A 24,658-nucleotide genomic window follows, 5' to 3' on the forward strand; every position below is an offset into this window, starting at 1 on the left:
TTCTCTCCTCATGTCCGGAACTTACCCCACAAAAGTTGCGGTTAGTAAGTCCTCGATTTCGTGACAAATTTTAGCTTTGTTAAAATATTTATAAGCGTAGTCTTTATAGCTTTGTTGATCGGCTTCATTTAATTCATTATTTGCAATAAAGTCTGCAATGGCTGTTGGCGTTTTAAAAATAGCGTCGGCTGGATAAACGGTTTCCACTCCTGGCCAGTTGAGTAAGCATGGTGTCGAACCCGCTGCCATACCTTCCATCAATACGGTATGAAAACTCTCAGATTCACTCGTCGATAACAAGTAACCTATTTTTTGGAGCCATTCGTGCACATCATTACCATGCTTGTCAAATACAACATTATCCGCCCAAGTAGCGTTGTTAATACGTTCAAATACAGCGTCATAATATTCCCGTTCTGCGGTGCGTCCCATTAACCAAGCCACATCTTTTGGTAACTGTCCTTTGATGAACAGTTTGTAACGTTTATCTTGTTGCCATAGTTGTTCAAAAATATCGAGCGCTTTGTCTAGCCCTTTAATTTTTGGAATCACACCGCAAATACCGAGGTTAAAGTCAATGTTAGATTTTTTTGGACGATCTAGTTTTTCCGTGTCAATTGTGTTGGCAATCAGAACCATTTTGTGGCGGGGAATCCGACAAATTCGATTCATCTCTTCCATAATGAAAGGACAAACGGCGATAATATGGTCGATTGCATCGAGGTTATAGTGGAAGGGATGAGCGGTACGTTTTTCTTGTGCATGGACACGAACAATCAGTTTTTGATCTGGCTTTTTGTTTTGGGAGTACCAAACTGCGTTGCCAAGACCCCACTCACAATAAATCATGTCTGCCCATTCAAGTAGTTCCTTGCTGTTCGCTAAATCGTGTTCTGTATGATTCGTCCAGTGATCGATTTTGACGTTAATGTTTGGTTGCTTTTCGAGGTAGTCCATGATGTCTGTCATAAACTTCAAGTCATGACTCGCAAACAAAAGATTCATTGGCTCTTTATTGTAGCTCCATAAGATATTTTTCAATCGGTCATACGATGCTTCTAGCGTGAAGTTCTGACTGGCCTGGTACATCGCTTTTGCTGCTCGTTTGTACACTGCGGAATCATTTAAAACGAGTTGCGTCTTCTCTAAAAATTCGGCTTCCGTATCTACGAATAATTCATAGTCTACGCCCAATAGTTGCTCGTGCATTTTGGTACGTCTTAATAAGACTGGTTTACCAAGTCTTGCGTATTCCAATAATTTTGTTGATAGCTCCACGGAAGCATCATTATCAATCAATTCACTGCGCCAGCTAATACCCACATCAGAAGCTGCAATATATTCCTGCGATTCTGCGCGTGATACGGCGCCAACCCAATCGATGTTTTCCGTCTGTTGAAACGCTTGCTTGATTTTACCGTTACGTGCACGTAGCTCACCTTGGAACTTATCGCCAACGATACAAAATGTAATGTCCGTATCTGCTAATTTTCGCGCGGCACGGATAATTTCTTCCGTATACCATTCCGCTGCGAACTTTCCACTGTATACCAGTTGGTTATTTCGATTGCGATAATCCGGTGTGTTCGGTTGTGCTGGAATCATCGGTGACAGAATTGCCACTTTTTCACCGCTCACGTCCATCAACTCACTGAAAATAGCACGTGTTGCTTCTGTCTGTAGAAACATATTTGGGAAACAATCGTAAACTTGTCGTAAATCGGAACGCTCCGTCTCTGAAATTGTCGCTGGATCATGATTGAAATCCGTAATGTACGGCATTGTTTTTTTCATCAACTTTGGATGCTTCATCATCTCTTTTACAAGTGCGAACCCACGAATAATAATCAAGTGGTAGTTATTTTGCTTATTCAGTTTTTCCATACGTTCTAATGCTTCTGTAACCTGAATTCGATTCCCATTTTCAAATGACATCTCTGGAAACGTCTCAAACGGATCGAGTAATTGCACGTTGTCAAAATTCGAAATACCACCCGTCAAGCGCGTATTCTGTTCCTTCGCTTTCAGTAATATATCAGTTTTCACACTCGGGTTAATTGCTAGCATGGAAGCCATTGATGTTAACCAAACTGCCGAACCGTCCATGATATTCAAATCCATGTCACCATAGACTAAGATTTTTAACTGTCTCAAAACTCATCGCTCCTATATTTCTACTTTAGTTAAAACGTTCATCGGGGCCTCTGCACCATAAGCAACAAAGTTAAACTTATCGCTACTAAACAGTGATACCCCTTGGCGGAAATAATGCGCCATAGATCCATCATTTTCCATGTTTCCAAGTAATACAGGTACCGTTCCCATCATCGGAATTGTCGTTTTCAACAAGGAACGGTGGTATGTCAGCCCGCTTACAAATTCATAATCCTCTTGTGCACCGTCTTCTTGTAACGCGCCATTTTCCCATTCAAAAAAGTTCTTCTTCCCAATCACATCAGCTTTTGTATATTCCGTAGCTAAAAATAGATCTGCAAGATATTGTTCCCCATAAAAATGCTCGCCTGCCATATAACTCATATATTCCGTCTGGATGATATCTTGTAATTTCTGATAGTGGTTCACATAGGTTATAGCGTACATGCTCATATCTTCTGTGTTGTATTTATTCATTAAATCTGTCACCCCATCAAACATCGAAGCAAACAAAACCAATTTTTTATTAGGATACGTTTGACGATCAAAATTCGCTTTCACAGCTTCAATATCTGCCTCTGAATGAACGACTGATAATACTGTCACTGCTTTTGGTGTCGCATCAAGTGTAATTCCCATGTTGGCAAGCATCATCCGTAAACGATGTTTGTATGTGTGATGGTGATACACTTCCCGTATCCCTTCCAATGCTGTCTGCTGATACAATGCATCATCCGTCGTTATCGCATCGATTTTCTCTTTTAGTGTCTCCTCATCTTCTGCAATCAATACTAGGTCACCAAACATCCGCTTAATTCCTTTTGAATAGCTACTAATAATTGGTGTTCCACATGCTAAACCTTCGAACACACGGCGTGAAAACATGGTCGGCGATTCTTTGATACTATTAATATTCAACATATATTTGTAGCCCTTATAGGCAATGTCCATGTCGTTATACGCTAAGCTTCCTAGTACACTTGGCAAGAAACGCTCAGGAAATTGAAAATCCGGTGATTGACGCTCAAAATTCCGATCATAAATCGCTAACCCATACTGTTGCGTCACATCTAAAATTTGATCCATATCGCGTCTGCGATCCTCATGTCGATTCGCATAGTACGAACCCGCAAAACACATTTTGTCAATCCGCTTCTTGTATAACTTAATTGGATTGTGCATCTCCGGCTGAACCGCGAAACTTTGTGCAAAAACATTTTCATGCCCTGCAGCCTTTTTATATTTTGGAATCATGTCCGCATCTGTCGTATAAATGTAGTTAAACAATTTGGCCGTATCGATAAACTTATCGTAATGAATCGGATCCTCTTTATTCCAAAAGATAGTCGGTACATCATTTTGCTTACACCATTCAAGAAGTCCTAACAATGCGCTTCGATCTTGATTTGCATAGCGCCCAATCTTATACTCCCACGCCTTATGATTCCCGTGCCATGCCGACTCTACCATCAACATGTGTGGTTGTTCGCGCTCTAGCACCTCTTGCCAATTATCAGGAGTAAACGTAATCAGATTCACTTCTTTTTCATAACACGTTCGCGTAAATTCATCAAAAATACATGCGACACGCAAATCTGTTGTTTTCGTAATACTCTTCAAGCCCGCCCGTGTTTCTACCACGGTTTCCCCTGATTTTTTCGTAGCTTTTGCCGCATCGAATGTCCGAATAAATTCGCATCCCATAATCTCAATTGCTGTTTTGCTAGGAACTCGTAATGCGATACGCAAACGTGTCGTCTCCTGCCCAACTTTTAAGTGGTTTTGCTTGTTTGGATCAAACAATGTTGACTTCATCTGCTTCTTGTTTCCATATTCAATTATCGCTATTTTACATTCTTGCTTTCCATTCATATGAATGTCTATCTGAAAGTCAAACTTTTCTCCTGGAACCGTTTCGATAATATGCATCGGATAACGACTGAATAACAAGTTCGTCTCCAAGTAAGAAAAGTAAATATATTTATCACTGTTATTGGTAGCCATGACTGTATCACCGTGTTGCTCGAATGTAAGATCATCGTTGGAACTGTGCCAATTAGCTGCGTTTGTGAAATCCTTCGAAGCAATCACTTCAGGCTGAATATTGCTTAAAATTTTCTTTTGTAAATACTCGATTTCATGATATAAATTCTCAATCTTTTTCACGTTTCATTCCTCAATCTTTGGCTTTATTTTTTATCTTCCAGTACTTTCTCATCATTCGAATCACTTTCGTACTGTTCAAGCGGTTGTACTTTTCTGTCATTTGGCTTAATTTTCTAGTTAATGTTGCATTTTCTTTCTTCAAATTGTTAATTTCTTTGACCTGTTGCGCATCTCGCTTTTTCATAGTTATCAGTACCGGCTTTTCATCTTCCAGTAAACTGAAAATATGTTTATTAAGGTCGTTATTTACTGCTCTTTCAGCATTCAAGGCATCTGATATTTGTTGTACTAGCTGTTTCGCCTCATTTACATCTCGTTGGTGTTGTCTCACCGTTTCGGTTTGTTTCTTCCCTTGCTCCACCCATGTTTCTTCGATGGTGCGATATTTCTCTTCTACTGCTTGTATTTCTTTTTCTTTTTGTGTTTGGATGCGCGCCACCTGTGCTTCGTAGTCTGCTTTCATCCGATCAATCTGACGTTTATAGGTCTCTAGCCGCTCTAAGATTTTTTCTTCTAACGCGTGGTCTTCTTCTATGCTCTCTTGGAACGTATAAAGCGCATAATTCCCGACTTGCTTTCTTACTTGATAGTTCATTTTTTCCAAAAGAGACGCAATATCTGCAAAATTCGCACCATCTGTTTCCAGCCAAAGCATCGGTTTAACTTGTTCCAATTGCTTCATCAGCCATGCTAGAGAATGAGACTCTAGCACGCGAGCTGTCGCATGAATCATGTGTGGGGCTATCATATCGGCTGGCATTACTTTCCCTTTTTCTGAAACGGTAAAGCGCTGTTTCGCCCAATCCGGGCGCACACAGACCATCTGTGGTAACTTGTTTCGCACGATATCGTTCCGTATTTCTTTCCATCGCTCTTTATTCGCCTCAAAAAGATACACCTTGCTTGCATCGCGATACTTCGCAAAGTAAATCGCATGACTCACCAATCGGCTGTCTAAGACATAGATGACGGCTTTCTCTGGAATAAATGCCGCAAATGCCTCTAAGACGTCTTTTTGATAGTAGTCTTTTGTCTGTACCATCTCCGCTGTGACTGCATTGTTCATCATATTTAGTTTCACATTGTCGCTTAGTTTCAACAGGGCTTTATTCTTTGTCATGTCCATCCTCTAATTCCTTATAAATTTCTAGAAAAATCACTTTTTCTTTGTCCCAATTATATTTTTCACGTGCCAGAAAGCAGTTCTGGCGCATTTTTTCATGAAGTTCTGCATCGGCCAGTAACGTATTCACACCTGCTGCAACGGATACTGGATCATGCGAATCCACAACAATCCCCACTTGCTCCCCTTGCACAATTTTCCGTATTTCCGGAAAATTACTACCAATCACCGGCACACCGCTCATTACATATTCAAACAACTTATTCGATGATGCCGAGTAATGATTAAAACACACATTATTTAAAATTTGAAAACCTAGATAAGCATTCTTCGTGTACGCCAATAAATCTTGCAATGGTACTTTTGGTAAAAACTTGATTCTCTCTTCCAAATTCGCGTCCATGACACGTTGCTGTAAGTCAGCTTTAATCCTGCCATCGCCGATAATGACGACAATACCGCGATCAAAAAGTGCTGTTGCTTCAATGAGTTTATCCAATCCGCGTCCCGTTTGAACACCGCCTTGATAGAGTAGAATCGGTTCTAGTGGGGGAATATCCAGCAATTGATGTATATCGATACCTGTTGCTTCTTCCGGATATACTTTATTTGGATAATTATGGACTACTTTTGGATAGAAATGATATCTATCTTCTATATAAGCTGCCCGCGTATCATTTTCATGGATACAAATATCTGTGAAGCGAAGCAGGAATTTCTCGCTGATACCGTACATCGGATTGTTGTAACCTGTTCTACTCGTCTGTACTTCGTGAGAGTCATAGACAAGCTTTTTTTTTGCGAAAAACCTTGGCGCAAATAGTGGCTTGCGGCAACGTATTCAAGTCATTAGCATGATAAATGTCGTAGCGTTTAGCAAGTCCTTGGCGCACCATTCTTGTAAAAATCAGGCTACGTCGGACAAGTGTCTGCACCTTTCTGTGGAAGAAAATAGCTACTATCAGACTACCGATGAGTGTTGGGAGGGGGGAAAACAGAAGTAATAATAGAAAGATACAGCCTAGTATTGCTAGGCTTAGTTTGCTTCTTTTAATGAAGCGCATCGTGTTTATAAGTGGTGTTAGAAAATCCGGATAACTATTCTGCACACGATATATTGTGAAATTTTCAATAGGGGATTCTTGTAGAGGAAGCTCTGGCTGTTTGGCATCATGGATTGCAATTAAGTCAACGTGATACCCCGCTTCTTGTAAAGCGGTGCATTCGCGCAGCACCCGAGCATCATTTGTGAAATAGTTCCAGACGAATACAGCGATTTTTTTTTTGACATACTTTCTACCTCATTCAAACTCGGATATCAGTTTTTCAATCCGTTTAAAATTTTCTTGCCAGTTGTAATTTGCTTTTGCGTATTGTAAACCGTTTTGTCGCAGCTTACCGCGAAGTTCATGATTTTTAATCAAGTGAGCTAAACCGCAGTACATTTCTTGTTCTGCATCATGCTCATAAATAAATCCTGTATTAGAGGCATGGATAATCTCTCTAGAATAACCGGAAACCATACCAATAATCGGCAACCCAATACCCATATAATCTACAATCTTGCCTGGAATCACCGTCTCAAAGACAGGGTGTGGTACAAGACTCACAAATGCAACATCTGCCGCTGCAAGTTTTCTCAATACATTACTTCGTGTATCTGGTGGGTTCACAATGATGTTTGCTAACTCTTGCTCTTTTACCGAGTCAATCAGTTTTTGATAATTGGCGCCATAACCAATCATTTTGAACTGAACTGCTGAGTCCTTTTCAAAATGGGCCGCCATACGGATAAAACTTGCTAACTCTTGTGCTAGACCGATGTTTCCAGTATAGATAACCGTAATAGGCTCATTAATAATCGGTCTTTTCAAGCTTCCTAACTCCAATTCTTCCGGTGTCAGGGCGTTCGGTACAAAGGTAATCTTCTTTGGATCAATGCCTTTACTGGCGATATAGTCTACAAATCGTTCACTATTTACGATAATCTGATCGGCCTGCTTATAAATTCGTTTTTCAAATCTATAAGCAATCCAGAGAACAATTGGTGAATTGAATTTCCCTACTCCTTTAAGCGATTCTGGCCATAAGTCGCGAATATCGACAATCAGTTTGGCTTTAAATTTTCGTTTCGCTATTAACCCTGCGAGCGCAATTGAAATAGGTGGACTCGATACATAAACAACATCAAAAGATTCTTTAGCTCTTAAAATTTTCAAAATAAAGCGGCATAGTGTTTCCAGATAGAGGAAGAAGCGAAAGATCATCTTCGTTTCGTATTTGCTCGTCCGTGTTTTCACGCGAGCAATCTTTTCTTCGTTCAGCTCTGCGTCCCAAAATTTTTCCTGCTCGTAAATGTCGCGATTCGGATATTGTGGTTCCGTTGTGTACAACGTTGTGTCATATTTCCTGCCAAGCAACCGAAATAGTTGCTTCATCCGATTCGCGGCACTTCCGATTTCAGGATAGAAATTTTGCGATATTAAAAGTATCTTTTTCATTCATCATCCACATTTCTAATTTTGATCACATGCTTTTAGCGAATTGTTGTTTATACAGTAACACTAACTTCTTTTAATTCACCAATTTTCGAAAGGGTTCCAAGATTGAAATATTTCTCCATACCGGCACATTGTGTCGCGATATTTTTCGTATCTAGAACAGCTACTTCGCGCATGTTTGTCAAGCTTTGAGGTGTAATATCGCGAAACTCAGAATGGTCAACGAGTACCAATACTAAATCTGCGTCTGCTGTTGCAACGGCCATGTCACTTTCTACAAAACCTGCCTGGACATGAGGATCGTATGCAACAACATCATATTGTCCCATCGCTTCTAATTCGTGATAAATTTCTAAGGCTGGGCTTTCGCGGATGTCATCGATGTCACCTTTATACGTGAGCCCAAAAACTGCAATTTTCTTACCTTGTATTTTGTTCATTAATGCTATGGTGTTTTCGACAATGAAGTTTGGCATCGTTGAGTTGATGTGTCTTGAACGTTGAATTAAGTGTGATTCAGCCGGTGCTGCTGCTGCGATGAAGTAAGGATCAACTGCCAAACAATGTCCGCCAACACCAGGACCTGGTTGGTGTAAGTTGACACGTGGGTGTTTGTTCGCCATGCTGATAACATCCAATGCGTTGATACCAAGCTTAGCTGAGATGTGTACGAGTTCATTTGCTAGTGCGATATTGACGTCACGGTATGTGTTTTCCATTAGTTTAGACATTTCAGCTGTCGATGCTGCGGATTCAATCAATTCGCCTTTCACAAAGACACTGTAGATTTTCTTTCCAGCTTCGGTACATGCCGGTGTTACACCACCAATGATGCGGTTGTTGTAGATTAATTCGTGAATGATTTGGCCTGGTAGCACGCGCTCGGGGCAATGAACTAGGAAGACGTCCTTCCCTACGATGAGGCCTGTACTTTCAACGAGTGGTAAAATGTGATCTTCGGTCGAGCGGGGAGCGATAGTAGATTCAATAATGATGGTATTTCCTTTTTGGAGAACCGGTAAAATATTGGTTACTGCGGATAAAACGTAGCTTAGATCACATGATTTCAAGGCGTCATTTTTGTTTGGTGTAGGAACAGATACGATAAATGCATCTGCCGGCTCTACAACCAAACCTGCCTTAAATTTATTATTTTGGATGGCTCTATCAAGTTCCGCTTGCAATCCTGGTTCTTCGATGTGGATTTTACCTGTATTCAATTCTTTAATCACTTTCTCGTTCACATCAATTCCTAGTACATCTTGATTGTGATTGGCGAACATGATTGCGGTTGGAAGTCCAATATAACCTAATCCCATAACAACTAATTTCAATTTATGACAACCCTTTCTGGTTTGGTTTTTAATTTTTTACTTCGCTTCTGGAATCGTGATAGACCAGCTTGCTTTTTCTTTATCCATTGGTGCATAGACGAGTGTGCCTTTTTTGACACTTGTCGGTAGTTCGAAGTATGCTTTTCCTGCTAGTTTTTCATTTGGTTTGAACTCATCACCAAAGTTATTACCTTGTGGGAAAACGTCATATGTTTTGTCACCGGATTTAATTTTGAAATCCCCAGCGCCAACGCCTACTGGTGCGCTATCATTATTTAAGAAGGACATCGCGATGCTGACCATATTTTTGCCTTTTTTCGTGCTTTCTGTGGTTTTGATGTCACCGATTTTCATATCGATATTGTTGACTGTTTTTGTTTTGAATGTTTGTTTTGCTGTTTCTTCTGTTTTTGTTTCTTTGTCTTGATTGTCTGCTGTATTCCCACATGCGCCTACAAATACGAGTGTTAGGGCTGTGACTCCTGCGATTAGAACTTTTTTCATTTGTTTTAGTACACCTCATTCATTTAATAACTAAAGGGGAATAATTCTATTCCCCTTATGCTTTGTTACACTTTTTAGTGCTTCTGTTATCTTATTGTGTGATTGTTACTGTGTTTGTATTGATTTGTCCGCCGCGACTATCTTGTCCGATTACTTCTACAACGTCTGTTGGTTGTAAGTTAAGGTCTCTGATGAAGTATTTATATGTTCCGTCCGCTGCGTTCACAAATGCTGGGCTAGTCTTTAATACGCCGTTTACACTCAATACCACTTTGTACACATCTCCTGTAGCTGTACCGTACAGATAGCTATCCCCAACTTTTACTGGGCTAGCATTAACTGTACCTGTTGCTACGTTGATTGTTACTGGTTTGCTGTCTAGTAGTTTACCTGTTGTATCATATACATTTACTTTTACGTCATCTGTTCCATCTGTGATTAAACCTGCTGCGTAATAATGGATAACATTTCCGTTAGCTGGGATTTGGCCGTATTTAGTTCCATTTACTTCTAGCTCTACTTTGGCTACATCACCAGTGTACGTTCCGTCAACATAAGAGTTTGTACCGATTTTGAAAGCTTGTGGTGTTACAGTTCCTTTTGTTACAGGAGCAGTTTGTTGTGTTAAGCTGACAGTTGTTGTGTTAAGAACTGCACCAGTGGCATCATATGCGATAACTTCTACTACATCTGTTACAGAAGAAATTTTATCTTTAGCGTAATATTCATAGTCTCCTGCTGTTTTTGGAACAGCTGATTTTAATACACCATTCACTCTAAGAGCAATTTTAGTTACATCGCCAGTTAGTTTACCTGTTACATAACCGTCTTTTCCAACTACAAAAGTATTAGCAGTTACAGTACCAGTTGATGTGCTTATTGACACTACTTTTGTATTTACTAAAACGCCTGCTGAATTGTAAGCATTCATTGTAACTACATCTGTAGAATTTAGTATTTTACCTTTTGCATAGTATTGATATGTTCCAGCAGGTTGAGCAGTTACATCAATACGTTGCTGTACAACACCGTTAACTACTAGTTCTACTTTCTGAACATCACCAGTTCTTGTTCCTGTTACATAGCTGTCTTTACCTAGCTTGAAGCTGTTTGCTGTGATTGTTCCTGGTTGACCGTTGTTTGCTGTGATTGTTACTGGTTTTGTATCTAGTACTTTACCTGTTGAATCATATGCAGTTACTGTTACAATGTCTGTAAGATTCAAGATTTTGTCTTTCGCATAGTATTGGAACGGTGAAGTTGGTGTGTTGATTGTTTGTTTAACTACTCCATTCACTGTGATGCTCACTTTCGCTACATCACCTGTGAATGTTCCTTTTACATACGTATCTGTCCCAAGTACATAGTTAGCTGGTGTAATTGTGCCTTTTGTAACTACAGATGACTTTACATTTACTTTCGTACGTTGTAATACTTTACCTGATGCATCATAGCCAATGATGTAAACAGCATCTGTAGCGTTTAAAACTTTGTCTTTTGCATAGTATTGGTATGGGTTAGATACATCAATAGCTTGTTTTACAACGCCATTAACTTCTAGAGCTGCTTTTACTACATCTCCTGTTAAAGTACCTTTAACATAGTTAGTTCCAACAGTGTAATCTTCAGCTGTGATTGTTCCTGCTGTTACTTTTGCATTTACTTTCACTGATGTTTTTTGTAATTCTTTACCATTCGCATCAAGTGCTACAATAAATACTTGATCCGTTGCTTTAGTAATACTACCGTTAGCATAGTATTGGTAAGGGCTACCAGTTGCCGAAATGGTTGTTAACTTAACTCCATTAACTTCCAAGTACATTTTGGCAACATCGCCTGTGTAAATACCTTTAACATAGTTGTCTGTACCAATTGTGAAGTCACCTGCTGTGATTGTTCCTGCTGTTGCTGCGATAACTTTAATTGTAATAGTTTTTTTCTGTTGTATTACCATCTTTATCTGTTACTGTATAAACGACTGTGTAGTTACCTACTTTAGTCATATCTACATTGCTGCTCTTAACTGTTACGTCTGCTGTTAAGTTGCCATCTTCTTTATCTGTTGCTGTTACACCTGCTAATGGGCTAAATGTATCTCCCACGCGGAATGTTTGATCATCAGCTGTGATAACTGGTTTTTGATTTGATGCTACGATAACTTCTACTGCTGGGCTATCCAGACCGTTATCACCTTTTTGTGTTACTTGAAGCACAGCATCTTCTTTTTGTGCTGGGATATTGATAGCGAAATCGCCATTAGCGTCTGTATTACCAGTTACTTTTGAACCATCTGGGAGTGTTACTGTAATTTCTTTGTTTGGTTCACCTTTACCTTTAAGAACCGTGTCGCCTTCTTTGACACCATCAACATCTGGAGTTCCTGGTACTGATAAATCTTGTTGTACTTTCGTTGTTACGTTTGCACTGTCGTTTACACCATTTGTTTGGTAGCTGACAACAGATTGATTTTTAGCAAGGTTAACGCCTGCTGGTACGTCTACTGTCCATTTTCCATCTTGGCCAACTGTTGCTTTTGCTGTTGTTCCATTAGGGAATGTAACAATAACATCATTTCCTGAAGTACCTGTGCCTGTTACTGTTTTTGCACCAACATAGATTGGGTTAACGACTGGACGATCGATTGCACTTGAACCTTCCGTTGAAAGACGCGTGTAGTCGAATAAGCTGAATCCGTCAAGTCCTGTACCTGATACTAGTCCACCATAATAACTTGTTGTAGCTGCACCGTTTTTGTTTGATAGTGTAACACGGCCAGAATCAACATTAGTCCATGCGCTGTTTGAAGCTTTAGACCAGTCAGTTCCGTGGTTCCACGCCATTAGGTTTGTTACATTGTTGATTTCTACGCGTGATTGGTTTGCAACTGTTGCCGTACCGTAACCTTTAACGATATGACCAGTTTTAGTTGTTGCATTATTGTTGTTTTGGCGGAAATCAATAAATTTAGGGCTATTTAACACTAACTTAGAGTTTGCTGCGCCACTTAAGTCAAATACAGATGTTGTTGTTGATGGATAAAGTGATTCTACATAAGCCATAGTGTCTTTTTGGAATGTTACAACACCATTTGCTTTTACTGCTGGTTTTGCTGATTTGGAAGCAGCACGGATATTAGCTTTTGATCCTGTAGCAAATGTTACTGAACCAGAAGTGTAAATACCATAGTCTGCTGCTGCAATTTTAAGTGTTGAGTTTGTTCCTACGTTAAGCGCTGATGCTGCAGTAGCTTCTTGTCTGACACCGTCTGTTCCAGATAAATCAAAGCTTGAGTTAGCACCGATATTAATTGCTGATCCATATAATGAGTGGATGGCATGGCTGTTCAATGCTTTAATAACAACTGTGTTGTTTTCTCCGAAAGTTGTATTTTTGTATGTGTAGATACCGTCGTGGTTGTTAGCTGTGATGTTCATGCTTACGTTTTTACCTGTAGATAAACCTTCACCGCTTGTATCTGTTGTATTAATGCCATCAGTATAAGCATTGATACTAACCGTTGAATCATCACCGAATACTACTCCGCCAGCGTTAACACCTGTACCAGCTGATGATGAAATTGTAGTTTTAGTGTTTGAACCAAAGTTGACGCGTGAGTTTCCGCCTGCATAAATGGAACCAGCTTTTGCTTTTACATTAACTTCTGTGTCATCACCAAAAATAACTGGACCACCGGCAGAGTAAATACCGTAGTCAATACCGGAATCGATATCGATTTTTACACGATCAGCTGCTGCTTTTGGTTGGTTAGATACTGTACCGAAGCGGATTGGTGCTGCTCCAGCTGAATAGATACCTTTATATTGTGTTCTTAGTTTTAGAGATGAACCATCACCGAATGTGATAGACGCATTTCCGTAAAAACCATGTCCATTGTCACTAACAATATCAACATTAGCATTTTTACCTACGACGATTGATGCTCCTGTATTGTATGCGTAAACAGCTGTACCTGTACCTGTTGCTTTAAGTTTTACATCATCGCCAATTGTGATATTTCCAGTTACGTAGATACCGTAACCAACATCACCAGATGCAAGTGTTAAGTCAGCGCCATTTTTAACGACTAATGTTGCGGCTCTTACAGTTCCGTATTTTGATGCGGATTTTAATACAGTGTTTTCACCAATAACAAGAGCACTAGTTGACACGTCAAATGCATAACCTTTGCTTGAGTTCATGTTGATATAAGCATTATCACCGATACTTACTGCACCTGCTGAACGAACTTTAACCGCTGTATTCAATGCTGATAGTTCTTCGATACGTGTATTGTCTTCAATAATTAGATCATCTACGTCCATACCATATTGGTCTGGGCTGACGATTTTATTGTTTGTTCCCCCAATAGAAAGAGAGAGCTTACCAGTTCCACCCATAATCATACCGAATACTTGTACATTGTTTGTTAAGTTAACTGTAGGGGCAGCTGTTGAATTATAACCAGTGAACACACCTTTAGTTCCAACGTTAGTAATGCTTAAGTCTTGTACATCAACGATTGATGTAGAACGCATAATCATTTGGTAGCTACCAGCAGTTACTGCATAGCCGTTACCTTCAATGCGGATGTTGCTGTTGATTGATACGTTGCTTGTGAATTGGAAGTTACCAGTAATTTCGATAACATTGATTGTTGTGGATTCTGCTGCTGCTTTAAACTCAGCAAAAGTAGAAACTTGTGCACGTTTCTCTGTTACACCGTTGTCTAGAGCTAATGACATTGGCTCGATTGCAATTCTGCTTGCTGCTTGATCAGCAGTTGGCAATGTTGGTGTTGTTGACTCTTGACCAGTTGCTTCTGCTGCAAATGATCCTGTTGGTAATACTGTAAATACTTGGCTTGCAATAACTGTAGCTACTAAAAGTGATTTGGCAGCTTTTTTGACCGACGTCTTAGATAAAACGTTAATTGGTCCCTTTTCTTCAAATTTCATGTTTATTTTTCTCCTTCTTCCTTAAACTGTCTATTTGTCTATTTGCTATCCTGCGTGAAACGTGTTGCCCTCACATAATAAACACCCCCTAAGTTGTGACAGAAACTGTATCCTCATTCATATTTATTAAAAATATGAAATCCTCTGATTAGTGTTCGGTTTATGCTTTGGAATACACCCCTGCAGTCTTTGCTCGAAGTAAAACGAATTACTTCACTCTTGCTGTATGAATTATATCATAAGATTTTAGAGCAACTGGGCGATGTTTTTTCTGTAAATCGCCAATTTCTTCTAAAAAGAAATGTAGTTGGACGATATATCCATTTCAATTTGTAAATAATTTTACTTTTGTTATACTTGGGTGAAATCTTTGTTAAATCTAGCGAAATTAGAGTTAGATTATTTTGATTATTTTGGTTTTTAATTAATGAAATCGTGGAAATAACTTATTTTTTGGGGTTTTGCGTCATATTCTTTTACTGTAGTGCGGTTTTCAATTCCTAATAGTCTAGTGTAAAATAATTATTTTCAAACGTTTATTTCGTATATTTCTCTTCTTTTATCTTAATTCGCTTTGTTTTAACTACTTTGTAAGACTAATAAAATTGTTTTTTTTGGTAACAAATTTTCACTTATTTTAGGCGATTTTTGCTTACTATACTCTAAATTTGCAGATTTATCACACTTTTGATGTAACTTATCTTGCTTGTTGTTTGAATTGCCATACATCACTGACATTTCATTCTGGATGCTGTGCAACCTTGGCTGGCCTCACCTCCTTTAAATATGTGTATTCCATTCTTTTAATCTAAAAATACCTCTTATTACAGTTAATATTAGATTATTAATTCATTATAGAAATTGATTGATTGATTGTATGAAGATTTTTTTGAGGGTTTTTGAAGTGTTTCTTTCATACTGCACGATGCAGTGGATTGGTCGGGGGATGACCAGAAGAAGAATTTCTGCTAAGTACCTGTCGCTTGAACCGCTCTGTTTCTTGATGCGTTTCGTTCTCGGTACCTCTTACAGTTATAAGAATACTACAAAAAAAAAGCGAAACTGGGATTATTATCAAAAACTTCTTAAATCAAGAAATTTTTGACGCACTTGATTAAATAAAATGACAAATATAAATTATGGTGCTATATTGAGCATATTAGAAAGTCGTGCTTTAGGAGCGTGTTTAGTTATGAAAAACCTCGTCATCGCGTCAGAATACCGGAAACTAAGATTATTGCATATTTTGTTTACGGCGGAGCAGGATTATACGAAAAAGGAGCTCGCTGGTTTGCTCCATTGTTCCATTAAAACCCTTGAGACCGATATTAAGGGCTTGCAGGAAATTTTTGATCCAGCTATTGCTTATGTCCATGAAGATGAGTATCATGTTTTATTAGACGTTGGAGAGCAAGTTAATTTCTCCTATTTATATGCTATGGCTGTAAGCAATTCGTATATGTATTTGATTTCTAAAGATATTTTTTCAGGAAAGCGTCAAAATTTATCAGATTGGGCAGAGGATAATTTCAGTAGCTTACCAACGATGTATCGCCGTATGCGTCAAATTGATACGTACCTTGCAGAAAGTCGTCTTGTTCTAGAGACTACGCCTCTTGATATTAAGGGATCGGAAATTCGACTACGTTTTTATTATTTCCAGATCTATAGTCGCTCTTATCCTTATACGAAATGGCCATTTCCAGAAATTCCATATTTGCAGGTAAACGAATTTATCAAGACTGTTGAGCGTTGTTTTGGTATTTATTTTTCTCTACCAGCGCGGATTAATTATGCGATTGCAATTGCTGTTTGTTTGGAACGTTTGAAGCAAGGTTATCACTATAAGATGTCTGTAGAAGATCTAAATTCCTGGAAAAGTATTGCCGAGGCACAACGCGAATTCCATCCAGTCGATTACTCCATTTTAGATAATATCATCGGTTTTCCGTTGCCAAAACATGAGTGCTATATCAATGTATTGATGTGCTTTTGGACGAAATTTTCCTATGTAGATGAGGGACAAGCTAGCATACGTGTGAAACATAGTCAGATAGTTAACCCGCATAAATATGAACTAGCAAATGATTTGGTCAAGATTTTAGAAGATTATCAGATTCATAATAGTACGCATATTGCGGCTGAAACTATTGATTTTCTAACACGGTTCCTCTTTATTGATAAGATGAATATCTTGCCGGAAGTCCCATATGCCCATGTAGCACCAGATAAACACGAACTTAGTAAAAAAATAAGATCAGTGTTAAACACCTACGAAACCAACCCAAATCATCATTATATACGTTCTAATAAGGCGATGATGATTCATTACTTGACTGATTTCTACAATACTGTGATTCAACAAGAACAGCAGTATCGGATACTCCATGTCAAAATCGTATCTGAGAACGGCTATTTTTGGGAGGAATATTTGCGTACCGAGTTACGTAAGCGTTATTCAGACGAACAAATTATTATTTGTGATGAGCTACATTCACACGAGCACATGCAACACATCGATTTGATTATTAGCGACTTCCCTTTTTATGAAGAAACAGGCATTACTTCCGATATACTTGTTTGGAATATGCCACCTGCAAAAAAAGATTATGAACAACTTAATATATTTTTGAAAAGAAAAAATGATGCTTTTCCTAACTAGACTAACCAAGTCATCATCAACTCCCAGCACGAAAAAATGGGGCTGGTCCATAAACCAAATAAATCGGCGATAAGCGCTCGATTTGTGCCAAGCAAGATTTACGTCTTACCCGAAAAAGGGAGTCGTGATATCTTGCTTATTTTTGGTTAGAACTATTTTTTGTCCCCCCTTCCAGACTATAGAAAAATCACTTTACGTGATTTCCTATCAAACTTCAGCGTGTCGACAAATACTTAGTTTTTAACGATGAAAATGAGCTTTTGTCGACATGCTGAGTCTGAGGCAAAAGGTTCTTTGACCTAGAAAAATACGTATCAAAAATCTAAATTCAGATTTTTGATACGTATTTTTTCTTTTTTCTATATACAAAAAAGGATGGAACATCCGTTGATACTAATCAACTTTTGTCCCATCCTCAAAACTACGCTTTATATAAATCGGCGTATTATTTATTCAATTATGCAGGTGTATCTGTTAATTCCCATGTTAGCGTTGCTTCATACTTACCTGGAATTTTCGAAGTTTTACCTGGTACACTAAGCTTAATGCTATCTGCGGCTTCTGTTGCATCTGCTCCAAACATGTCAACCCATGTTCCCATACCTTGGTCTTCTTCTGCGCTCATAACATCTGATGACGTTCCTGCTGGATCAAGAGTAAATCCTGACGCTGTTGGCGCGTCACTTTCAGATGCAGAATTTAATGTTGGGTTCTCAAAGCTTAATACCGCACCTACTAATTCAGACGTACCATTTACAAATTGACCATCTTGTTTTACTGTTAAATGCCAACCTGCATTGGAACCACGGTTATCTGTAATTTGAATATAGTTTGGAATATCTTTAACTGTTTCAGCTGCACCAACTTTAATTTGGTCCAGTTTAGCTGAGTAGACTTCATTATTACCAGAAATTTTTTGCTCACCAAAATGAATGTTCGAGATGTAATCAATACTTAAAGGACCCGCTGTACCTGCTGGATGATCTGGATCAACTGGCACGACTACTTCAGGATTTCCTGGATCAGTTGGGTCAACCGGATTAGTAATTGTATCATTAGGTATAAAGCTGACGTCTGCTTTAGAGCCTAATGTCCCGCCATCTGCTGCGGAAGCGATTGTTCCTGTACCCGTTCCGACGAACGTTGCAACAGTTACCATACCTACGACTACGAATTTCGTTAATTTCATATTATCAATTCCTTCTCTCGTTTTTATTTGTGTCCCTTACAGACCTAAGAATACTATACAAAACGCAGAAAAAAGGAATAATGTCAAAAAATATCGAAACGCAGAAAAAAATGAGAATCTCTTAAGCTTTTGTCACGCCAATCAGCACCCCACCAATAACAACAAAAACCACACCACTAACAACAAAGATAATTTCTTTGCGCGTTTTGCGTTCATCTAATAGTAAAATTGCGCCAAGCGTGGAAATAACAACACCAAGCTGCGATAAAGAGAACCCAGTCGCAACCCCGACAATACTGTTCGCGTAAAGCATCGCCACATTTCCCAGTGCCCAAATCATACCAGGAATCACGAGCCACGCTGTTTTTTTTAATGAAGCGACTTTCCTTATCATCCTTGCTTTGCGCCGTCATAATGAACGCCGCAACCACCATACCAATCGCTTGTGGCAAAATCGCATCCCATCCATTAATTGCAAAACCTTGAATAATCACAACATAGCTAATGTAACCAGCTGACGAAATGGTCAGTGCAAGCAATCCTCGATTCAGCATCGCCTGCCCGGCTTCTTCTTTTTCCGCATAAGATGTCATAAAAATACCTACAATAATTAGTGCTAACGCAATAAACCCGAATACGATTCGAAACAGTGTATCCCATTCATGAAATAGTAAAACCCCACACAGTGTTGTCCCAACAAGCTGCATTCCAGTAGAGATTGGCATCGCCTTTGAAACACCGATTAGCTTAAACGACTTCAATTGAAACATCTGTCCAACGCTCCACAAACACCCTGTGGCAAAGCTAATCAACACCGTTTTCAGAGTATAAACCGGATCTGTGAATAAAAATGCAATACAGGCAAATACAAGCGCACCAAAAGTAATCCCCATTGTTTGTTGTCTTGTAGTTCCACCAATTTTTGTAATAACTAACGGCATAAACCCCCATAACAAAGCTGGTATAAGCGCTATCAAAATATTCATCTATCCCATTTCCTCCCTCAATAATCAAAACCGAATATGTATTTTATATCTTAAAAAAGATTATCCCATATTCTATTTCATATGTCGATATTCCTATTTTTTAGTATATATAATGAAAGCCATTTCATAGCAAGCTATTTTATCCACTAGTTGATCTTTTTTGTATCCAAATTCTCCAAACCCTTATGCTCCAACCTTTAGAGCCACTTATATTTTCTTACAATTTGTGAATATTTCATGAATAGTCATATTTACTAATAGAAAGTTTCATTTTCTCCTTGCATATTAAGGTAAATTAGTTTAGAATATATGTTCGTGCTGGTATTTAACACATATACAAGGAGGTATATAATGAAAGTTTTATTTCAACATTTGAAGAAATACAAGCTTCAAACCACGCTCTCCACTCTGTTTATCGTCGTCATGGTTATCTCACAATTATGGCAGCCGAAATTATTACAACAAGTACTGGAAGCAATTATTAACGATAAGATGGACGAAATCACGCGAATTGGTATTTTACTTATTGTTATTGCGCTCGTCGGACTTATTGCAGGTATCCTAAACACTATTCTCTCCGCAAAAGTGGCACAGGGTGTAGGAGCTGATATTCGTGAAACTAGTTTCCGCAAAATTCAAACATTCTCATTCAGCAATATCGAGAGACTTTCTACAGGAAACCTAGTTGTTCGCCAAACGAATGATATTACGCAAGTTCAAAACTTAGTGATGATGTCCCTACAATCCATTACTCGAATTCCGATTATGTTTATTGGGAGCTTTATTTTAGCGATGTATACCTTACCAGAACTTTGGTGGATTATTATTGTACTCGTTGTGCTCGTTTTCCTAATTGTATTTTTGATTTTTGGACGTATGGGGAAACATTTTGGCAAAATTCAAGCTTTTATTGACCGTGTTAATGCGATTGCAAAGGAAAATTTAGCTGGAATGCGCGTTGTTAAATCCTTCGTGCAAGAAGATAACGAATTGGAACGCTTTACAAAGACGAGTGATAAGTTAACACATCACACCATCGTAGTTGGACAACTTTTCTCCATTATGATTCCCGCGTTTATGCTTGTTTCAAATATGGCCGTTGTAGCAGCGATTTTCTTTGCTGGTGATTTGGTGAAAGACAATCCCGAAGTTATCGGAGCTATTGCTTCTTTCATGAACTACTTAATGCAAATTATGATGGCGATTATTATCGGTGGTATGATGATGATGATGGCCTCACGTGCGATGATTTCACTAAAACGTATCGGCGAAGTTTTAGAAACAGAGCCTGACATTACGTATGATGAAAATGCTCCAAAACAAGATTTAGTCGGTAGTGTTGAGTTCCGCGATGTAAGTTTCCAATATGAAGGGGACGAAACAAAAGCCCTAAAAAACATCTCATTCGAAGCGAAGCCTGGGGAAATGGTCGGAATCGTTGGTGCAACAGGATCTGGTAAATCGACTTTAGCTCAACTGATTCCACGATTGTACGACCCAACCGAGGGTGAAATTTTGATTGGTGGAACGGACTTGAAGAAAGTGAATAAGCAGACGTTACGTGATACGGTTTCGCTAGTATTGCAACGCGCGATTCTTTTCTCTGGCTCCATCGCTGAGAACTTACGTCATGGTAAAAAAGATGCAACATCAGAGGACATGGATAAAGCAACACGTATTGCACAGGCGAAGGAATTTATCGAACGTCAAGCTGATGTTTATGAGGCACCAATCGTAGAACGTGGCAATAACTTCTCTGGTGGTCAAAAACAACGCCTTTCCATCTCACGTGGTATTATCGGCGAGCCAAAAATTCTGATTCTAGATGACTCTACAAGTGCTTTAGATGCACGCAGTGAAAAGCTTGTCAAAGAGGCGCTGAGCAATGAATTAGGCGACACAACAACATTCATTATTGCCCAAAAAATCTCATCTGTTATTCATGCAGACAAAATTCTCGTTCTTGATGCTGGGGAACTTGTTGGCGTTGGAACACATAAAGAATTAGTCGAGACAAGTGACGTTTACAGAGAAATCTATGACACACAAAAGGGAAAGGAGGTTGACGCGTAATGACTGAATTTAAACGTATCTGCCGCTTTTTCTGGCACTATTTAAAAGCTTATAAATGGCAACTGAGCGTTATTATTATCGCGATTATCGGTGCTACTTATTTACAAGTAAAAGCTCCTGAGTACATTGGAAAAGCTATTCAAGAACTGGCTATCTACGCGCAACGTCTCTTTACAACTGGGGTAGATGATAAAACAGATTTCGTTCATATTATCTGGATGCTGATTTTATTTTATCTGTTGCTTGCCGCAGCTACATTTATCCAAACAATCTTGATGGCCGGTGTTTCTGGTAACGCAACGAACCGGATGCGTATCGGATTATTCCGCAAGATGGAAAAATTATCAATTCGTTTCTTCGACGGACATAAAGATGGAGAAATGCTGAGTCGTTTTACAAGTGACTTGGATAACATCTCAAACACACTAAACCAAGCGCTCGTACAAGTTTTGTCCAATGTAGCGCTCATGATTGGTGTTATTATCATGATGTATCAACAAAACGCGAAGCTTGCTACAGTGACGCTTCTAATGGCACCAATTGCGATTTTCATTGCTGCATTAATTATCCGCAAAGCTCGTAAATATGTGGATATGCAACAAGATCGTCTCGGTGAACTAAATGGTTACATTGATGAGAAAATCTCTGGTCAAAAGATCGTTATTACAAATGGTTTAGAAGAAGAAACAATTGAAGGTTTTGTAAAACATAACAATATTGTTAAAGATGCTACATTCAAAGGTCAAGTTTACTCCGGTTTACTTTTCCCTATGATGCAAGGTATTTCTTTAATCAACACAGCTGTCGTGATTTTCTTTGGTGGTTACCTCGCGCTTGATGGTAGCATCGAACGTGCCGCAGCACTTGGTTTAATCGTTATGTTTGTACAGTATTCACAACAATTCTACATGCCATTAACACAGATTTCATCTCAGTACAGCATGCTTCAATTAGCAATTACTGGCGCTCGCCGTGTCAGTGAAATTTTTGACGAAGAAGAAGAAGTTGAACGTAAAGATTTGAAAACAATCGATGGCGTTCATGAAAGCGTGAAATTGCAAAACGTGGACTTCGCCTATACTCCTGAAAAACCAGTCCTTAAAAATGTCTCGATTGACGTTGCAAAAGGTAAAATGGTCGCACTTGTTGGTCCAACTGGATCTGGTAAAACGACTGTTATGAACTTGCTGAACCGTTTCTATAATGTTGATAATGGTGCGATTCTTTTTGATGATATCGATATTCGTGATATCAAACTTGCTTCGCTTCGTAAACAAGTTGGTATTGTGCTTCAAGATTCTGTTCTTTTCTCTGGCACTATCCGTGACAATATTGTCTTCGGTAAACCTGAGGCAACGGATGCGGAAGTTACAGATGCAGCAAAACAAGCCAATATTCACGACTTCATCATGACACTTGAAAAAGGTTATGAAACGGAAATCACTGACGAGAATAACATTTTCAGTGTCGGTCAAAAACAATTGATTAGTATCGCGCGTACAATTATTACGAACCCATCTTTACTTATTCTAGATGAGGCGACAAGTAATGTTGATACCGTAACAGAGAGTCGCATCCAAAAAGCAATGGAAAATGTAATATCTGGTCGTACTAGTTTTGTCATTGCCCATCGCTTAAAAACAATTCTTGATGCCGATCACATTGTTGTACTACATCAGGGAGAAGTGATTGAACAAGGAACACATGAATCCTTACTCAAAGAAGAAGGCTTTTATTCCGAGTTATATCACAATCAATTCGTTATTGAATAATAGAATCATTAAAGAATCGAAAAAACAACAAAATCGTCCGCCCCACTTACTTTGGGGTGGACGATTTTGTTTTATACAAATAGAGCGAGGGCGTTTTATGGAAGTCAGAAAAGATAACATCTAAACGCTGTTGCTGATTTATCTAGGTGTTATTCCCAACACCTTTTGCTCTAGTGTTATATTAAAAGAACAGCTTGCTTACCGTAATGGATAAACCAAGTAATGCAACCGAACCAATCGTAGCTGCCAAGAAGACACGACCTCCGCGGCGAATGATAACTTGAAAGTTGACACTCATACCAAGTCCCGCCATGGCCATTCCCAGACAAATATACGCAAGTGATACAAATCCATTCAACAGACTAACAGGCATAGCAACATACGTACCAATCGCGCTAGTTATTAGAAATCCAGCCATAAACCATGGAATTGGTAATTTTGCTTTTTCTTCAGTCGATGACTTTGCTTTTCGCTGTGCCATGATACCTACAATTAAAGCAACCGGAGCTAACAGCAATACACGAGATAATTTCATAATTATGGACGCATCGAGTGCTTCTACCCCACCTGCTCCCCCAGCCGCAACCGAATGAGCAATCTCATGAAGAGAAGAACCCGTCATCACACCGAATTGTACAGGCGTCATACCTAATACTGGCATAAGAGCAACCTCAATCAATGTAAATACCGTTCCTAAAATACAAACAACCGCTACAGCAAGCACTGCATCATCATTCTTTGCTTTTAGCTGTGGTGAGACACCCATGACTGCAGCTGCCCCACAAATACCACAGCCACAAGCTGTTAGCAATCCCAGTGTACTATCTACTTTCAGCCATTTACAAAGAAAATAAACCGTCACGATGGTAAAAGCAACCACAACACATGCGAAAATAATCGTTTTCACACCTGAATCAGCCAAAGCTTTTAGATTTAAACGAAAGCCTAACAAAATAATCCCTAATCTCAAAAATTTATTGGATATAAAGCTCGTCCCAGGTTGCGCACTGACAACGATTGCTCTGCTGGCTTGGACAAGCATACCTAATATCAAGGCAATAACGAGCGCCCCGATGAGCTGTAAACCAGGAAGTTGAGCTAAATATTTTCCTGCTAACGAGCAAGCAAGCGTCACAATGACACCAATCCAAAATCCTTTTTCTTGCCATTTGATTCTCATTTTTTATCCATCTCCTACATCCATGTTATAATAAAAAGAAATATTGTATAAAAGGGGCC

General features: G+C 39.0%; 13 protein-coding genes and 2 pseudogenes. 3 read left to right on the forward strand and 12 right to left on the reverse strand.

What is annotated here, in order from left to right; translation table 11 throughout:
- Positions 1–21: 21 nt before the first annotated feature.
- The 9 genes and pseudogenes from PROCOU_RS08935 to PROCOU_RS08975 form a co-directional block, all read right to left on the reverse strand.
- The gene (locus PROCOU_RS08935) at positions 22–2,154 is read right to left on the reverse strand and encodes a glycosyltransferase (protein WP_036071600.1); all 2,133 of its coding nucleotides are present in this window, start codon (positions 2,152–2,154) and stop codon (positions 22–24) included.
- Positions 2,155–2,166: 12 nt separating this feature from the next.
- Positions 2,167–4,320 (reverse strand): glycosyltransferase family protein, encoded by a 2,154-nt coding sequence (locus PROCOU_RS08940; RefSeq protein ID WP_051994309.1) that lies wholly within the window; start codon positions 4,318–4,320, stop codon positions 2,167–2,169.
- A gap of 10 nt (positions 4,321–4,330) precedes the next feature.
- On the reverse strand, positions 4,331–5,440 hold the full coding sequence (locus tag PROCOU_RS08945) for a coiled-coil domain-containing protein (protein ID WP_036071602.1): 1,110 nt from the start codon (positions 5,438–5,440) through the stop codon (positions 4,331–4,333).
- Positions 5,427–6,720, reverse strand: a pseudogene (locus tag PROCOU_RS08950) (glycosyltransferase). Before PROCOU_RS08950 ends, PROCOU_RS08945 begins: the two are co-directional and overlap by 14 nt.
- Positions 6,721–6,744: 24 nt before the next feature.
- Positions 6,745–7,944 (reverse strand): glycosyltransferase family 4 protein, encoded by a 1,200-nt coding sequence (locus tag PROCOU_RS08955; RefSeq protein WP_036071603.1) that lies wholly within the window; start codon positions 7,942–7,944, stop codon positions 6,745–6,747.
- A gap of 50 nt (positions 7,945–7,994) precedes the next feature.
- Complete coding sequence (locus PROCOU_RS08960) at positions 7,995–9,278, reverse strand: nucleotide sugar dehydrogenase (RefSeq protein WP_036071604.1); 1,284 nt, start codon at positions 9,276–9,278, stop codon at positions 7,995–7,997.
- A gap of 36 nt (positions 9,279–9,314) precedes the next feature.
- On the reverse strand, positions 9,315–9,782 hold the full coding sequence (locus tag PROCOU_RS08965) for a DUF4352 domain-containing protein (protein ID WP_036071606.1): 468 nt from the start codon (positions 9,780–9,782) through the stop codon (positions 9,315–9,317).
- A 91-nt stretch (positions 9,783–9,873) separates the two neighbouring features.
- Complete coding sequence (locus PROCOU_RS08970) at positions 9,874–11,736, reverse strand: immunoglobulin-like domain-containing protein (protein WP_036071608.1); 1,863 nt, start codon at positions 11,734–11,736, stop codon at positions 9,874–9,876.
- Positions 11,702–14,737, reverse strand: coding sequence for a beta strand repeat-containing protein (locus PROCOU_RS08975; RefSeq protein ID WP_036071610.1), 3,036 nt, complete (start codon positions 14,735–14,737; stop codon positions 11,702–11,704). Before PROCOU_RS08975 ends, PROCOU_RS08970 begins: the two co-directional genes overlap by 35 nt.
- A gap of 1,192 nt (positions 14,738–15,929) precedes the next feature.
- On the opposite strand from PROCOU_RS08975, the gene PROCOU_RS08985 reads away from it, so the two are divergent.
- The gene (locus PROCOU_RS08985) at positions 15,930–17,399 is read left to right on the forward strand and encodes an AcpB/EbpR/MafR family transcriptional regulator (RefSeq protein WP_036071615.1); all 1,470 of its coding nucleotides are present in this window, start codon (positions 15,930–15,932) and stop codon (positions 17,397–17,399) included.
- Between the two features lie 457 nt (positions 17,400–17,856).
- Here PROCOU_RS08985 and PROCOU_RS08990 read toward each other — a convergent pair whose 3' ends face one another.
- Positions 17,857–18,588 carry a WxL domain-containing protein gene (locus tag PROCOU_RS08990; RefSeq protein WP_036071618.1) on the reverse strand — a complete coding sequence of 244 codons (732 nt, stop codon included), beginning with the start codon at positions 18,586–18,588 and terminating at the stop codon, positions 17,857–17,859.
- A 121-nt stretch (positions 18,589–18,709) separates the two neighbouring features.
- Positions 18,710–19,574, reverse strand: a pseudogene (locus PROCOU_RS08995) (GRP family sugar transporter).
- Positions 19,575–19,925: 351 nt separating this feature from the next.
- Here PROCOU_RS08995 and PROCOU_RS09000 point away from each other — a divergent pair.
- Positions 19,926–21,647 carry an ABC transporter ATP-binding protein gene (locus tag PROCOU_RS09000; protein ID WP_036071621.1) on the forward strand — a complete coding sequence of 574 codons (1,722 nt, stop codon included), beginning with the start codon at positions 19,926–19,928 and terminating at the stop codon, positions 21,645–21,647.
- The gene (locus tag PROCOU_RS09005; protein WP_036071624.1) at positions 21,647–23,419 is read left to right on the forward strand and encodes an ABC transporter ATP-binding protein; all 1,773 of its coding nucleotides are present in this window, start codon (positions 21,647–21,649) and stop codon (positions 23,417–23,419) included. The genes PROCOU_RS09000 and PROCOU_RS09005 overlap by 1 nt, the downstream gene beginning before the upstream one ends.
- Positions 23,420–23,600: 181 nt before the next feature.
- Here PROCOU_RS09005 and PROCOU_RS09010 read toward each other — a convergent pair whose 3' ends face one another.
- Positions 23,601–24,599, reverse strand: coding sequence for a YeiH family protein (locus PROCOU_RS09010; protein WP_036071627.1), 999 nt, complete (start codon positions 24,597–24,599; stop codon positions 23,601–23,603).
- Between the last annotated feature and the right edge of the window lie 59 nt (positions 24,600–24,658).

Origin of the sequence: Listeria rocourtiae FSL F6-920 (assembly GCF_000525975.1) — a bacterium.
GTDB lineage: Bacteria > Bacillota > Bacilli > Lactobacillales > Listeriaceae > Listeria_A > Listeria_A rocourtiae.

Coding starts and splice junctions, on each gene's coding strand:
- PROCOU_RS08970 (WP_036071608.1), bottom strand. CDS start 11,736: ATGGTAATACAACAGAAAAAAACTATTACAATTAAAGTTATCGCAGCA.
- PROCOU_RS08965 (WP_036071606.1), bottom strand. CDS start 9,782: ATGAAAAAAGTTCTAATCGCAGGAGTCACAGCCCTAACACTCGTATTT.
- PROCOU_RS08955 (WP_036071603.1), bottom strand. CDS start 7,944: ATGAAAAAGATACTTTTAATATCGCAAAATTTCTATCCTGAAATCGGA.
- PROCOU_RS08985 (WP_036071615.1), top strand. CDS start 15,930: ATGAAAAACCTCGTCATCGCGTCAGAATACCGGAAACTAAGATTATTG.
- PROCOU_RS09005 (WP_036071624.1), top strand. CDS start 21,647: ATGACTGAATTTAAACGTATCTGCCGCTTTTTCTGGCACTATTTAAAA.
- PROCOU_RS08975 (WP_036071610.1), bottom strand. CDS start 14,737: ATGAAATTTGAAGAAAAGGGACCAATTAACGTTTTATCTAAGACGTCG.
- PROCOU_RS09010 (WP_036071627.1), bottom strand. CDS start 24,599: ATGAGAATCAAATGGCAAGAAAAAGGATTTTGGATTGGTGTCATTGTG.
- PROCOU_RS09000 (WP_036071621.1), top strand. CDS start 19,926: ATGAAAGTTTTATTTCAACATTTGAAGAAATACAAGCTTCAAACCACG.
- PROCOU_RS08990 (WP_036071618.1), bottom strand. CDS start 18,588: ATGAAATTAACGAAATTCGTAGTCGTAGGTATGGTAACTGTTGCAACG.
- PROCOU_RS08945 (WP_036071602.1), bottom strand. CDS start 5,440: ATGACAAAGAATAAAGCCCTGTTGAAACTAAGCGACAATGTGAAACTA.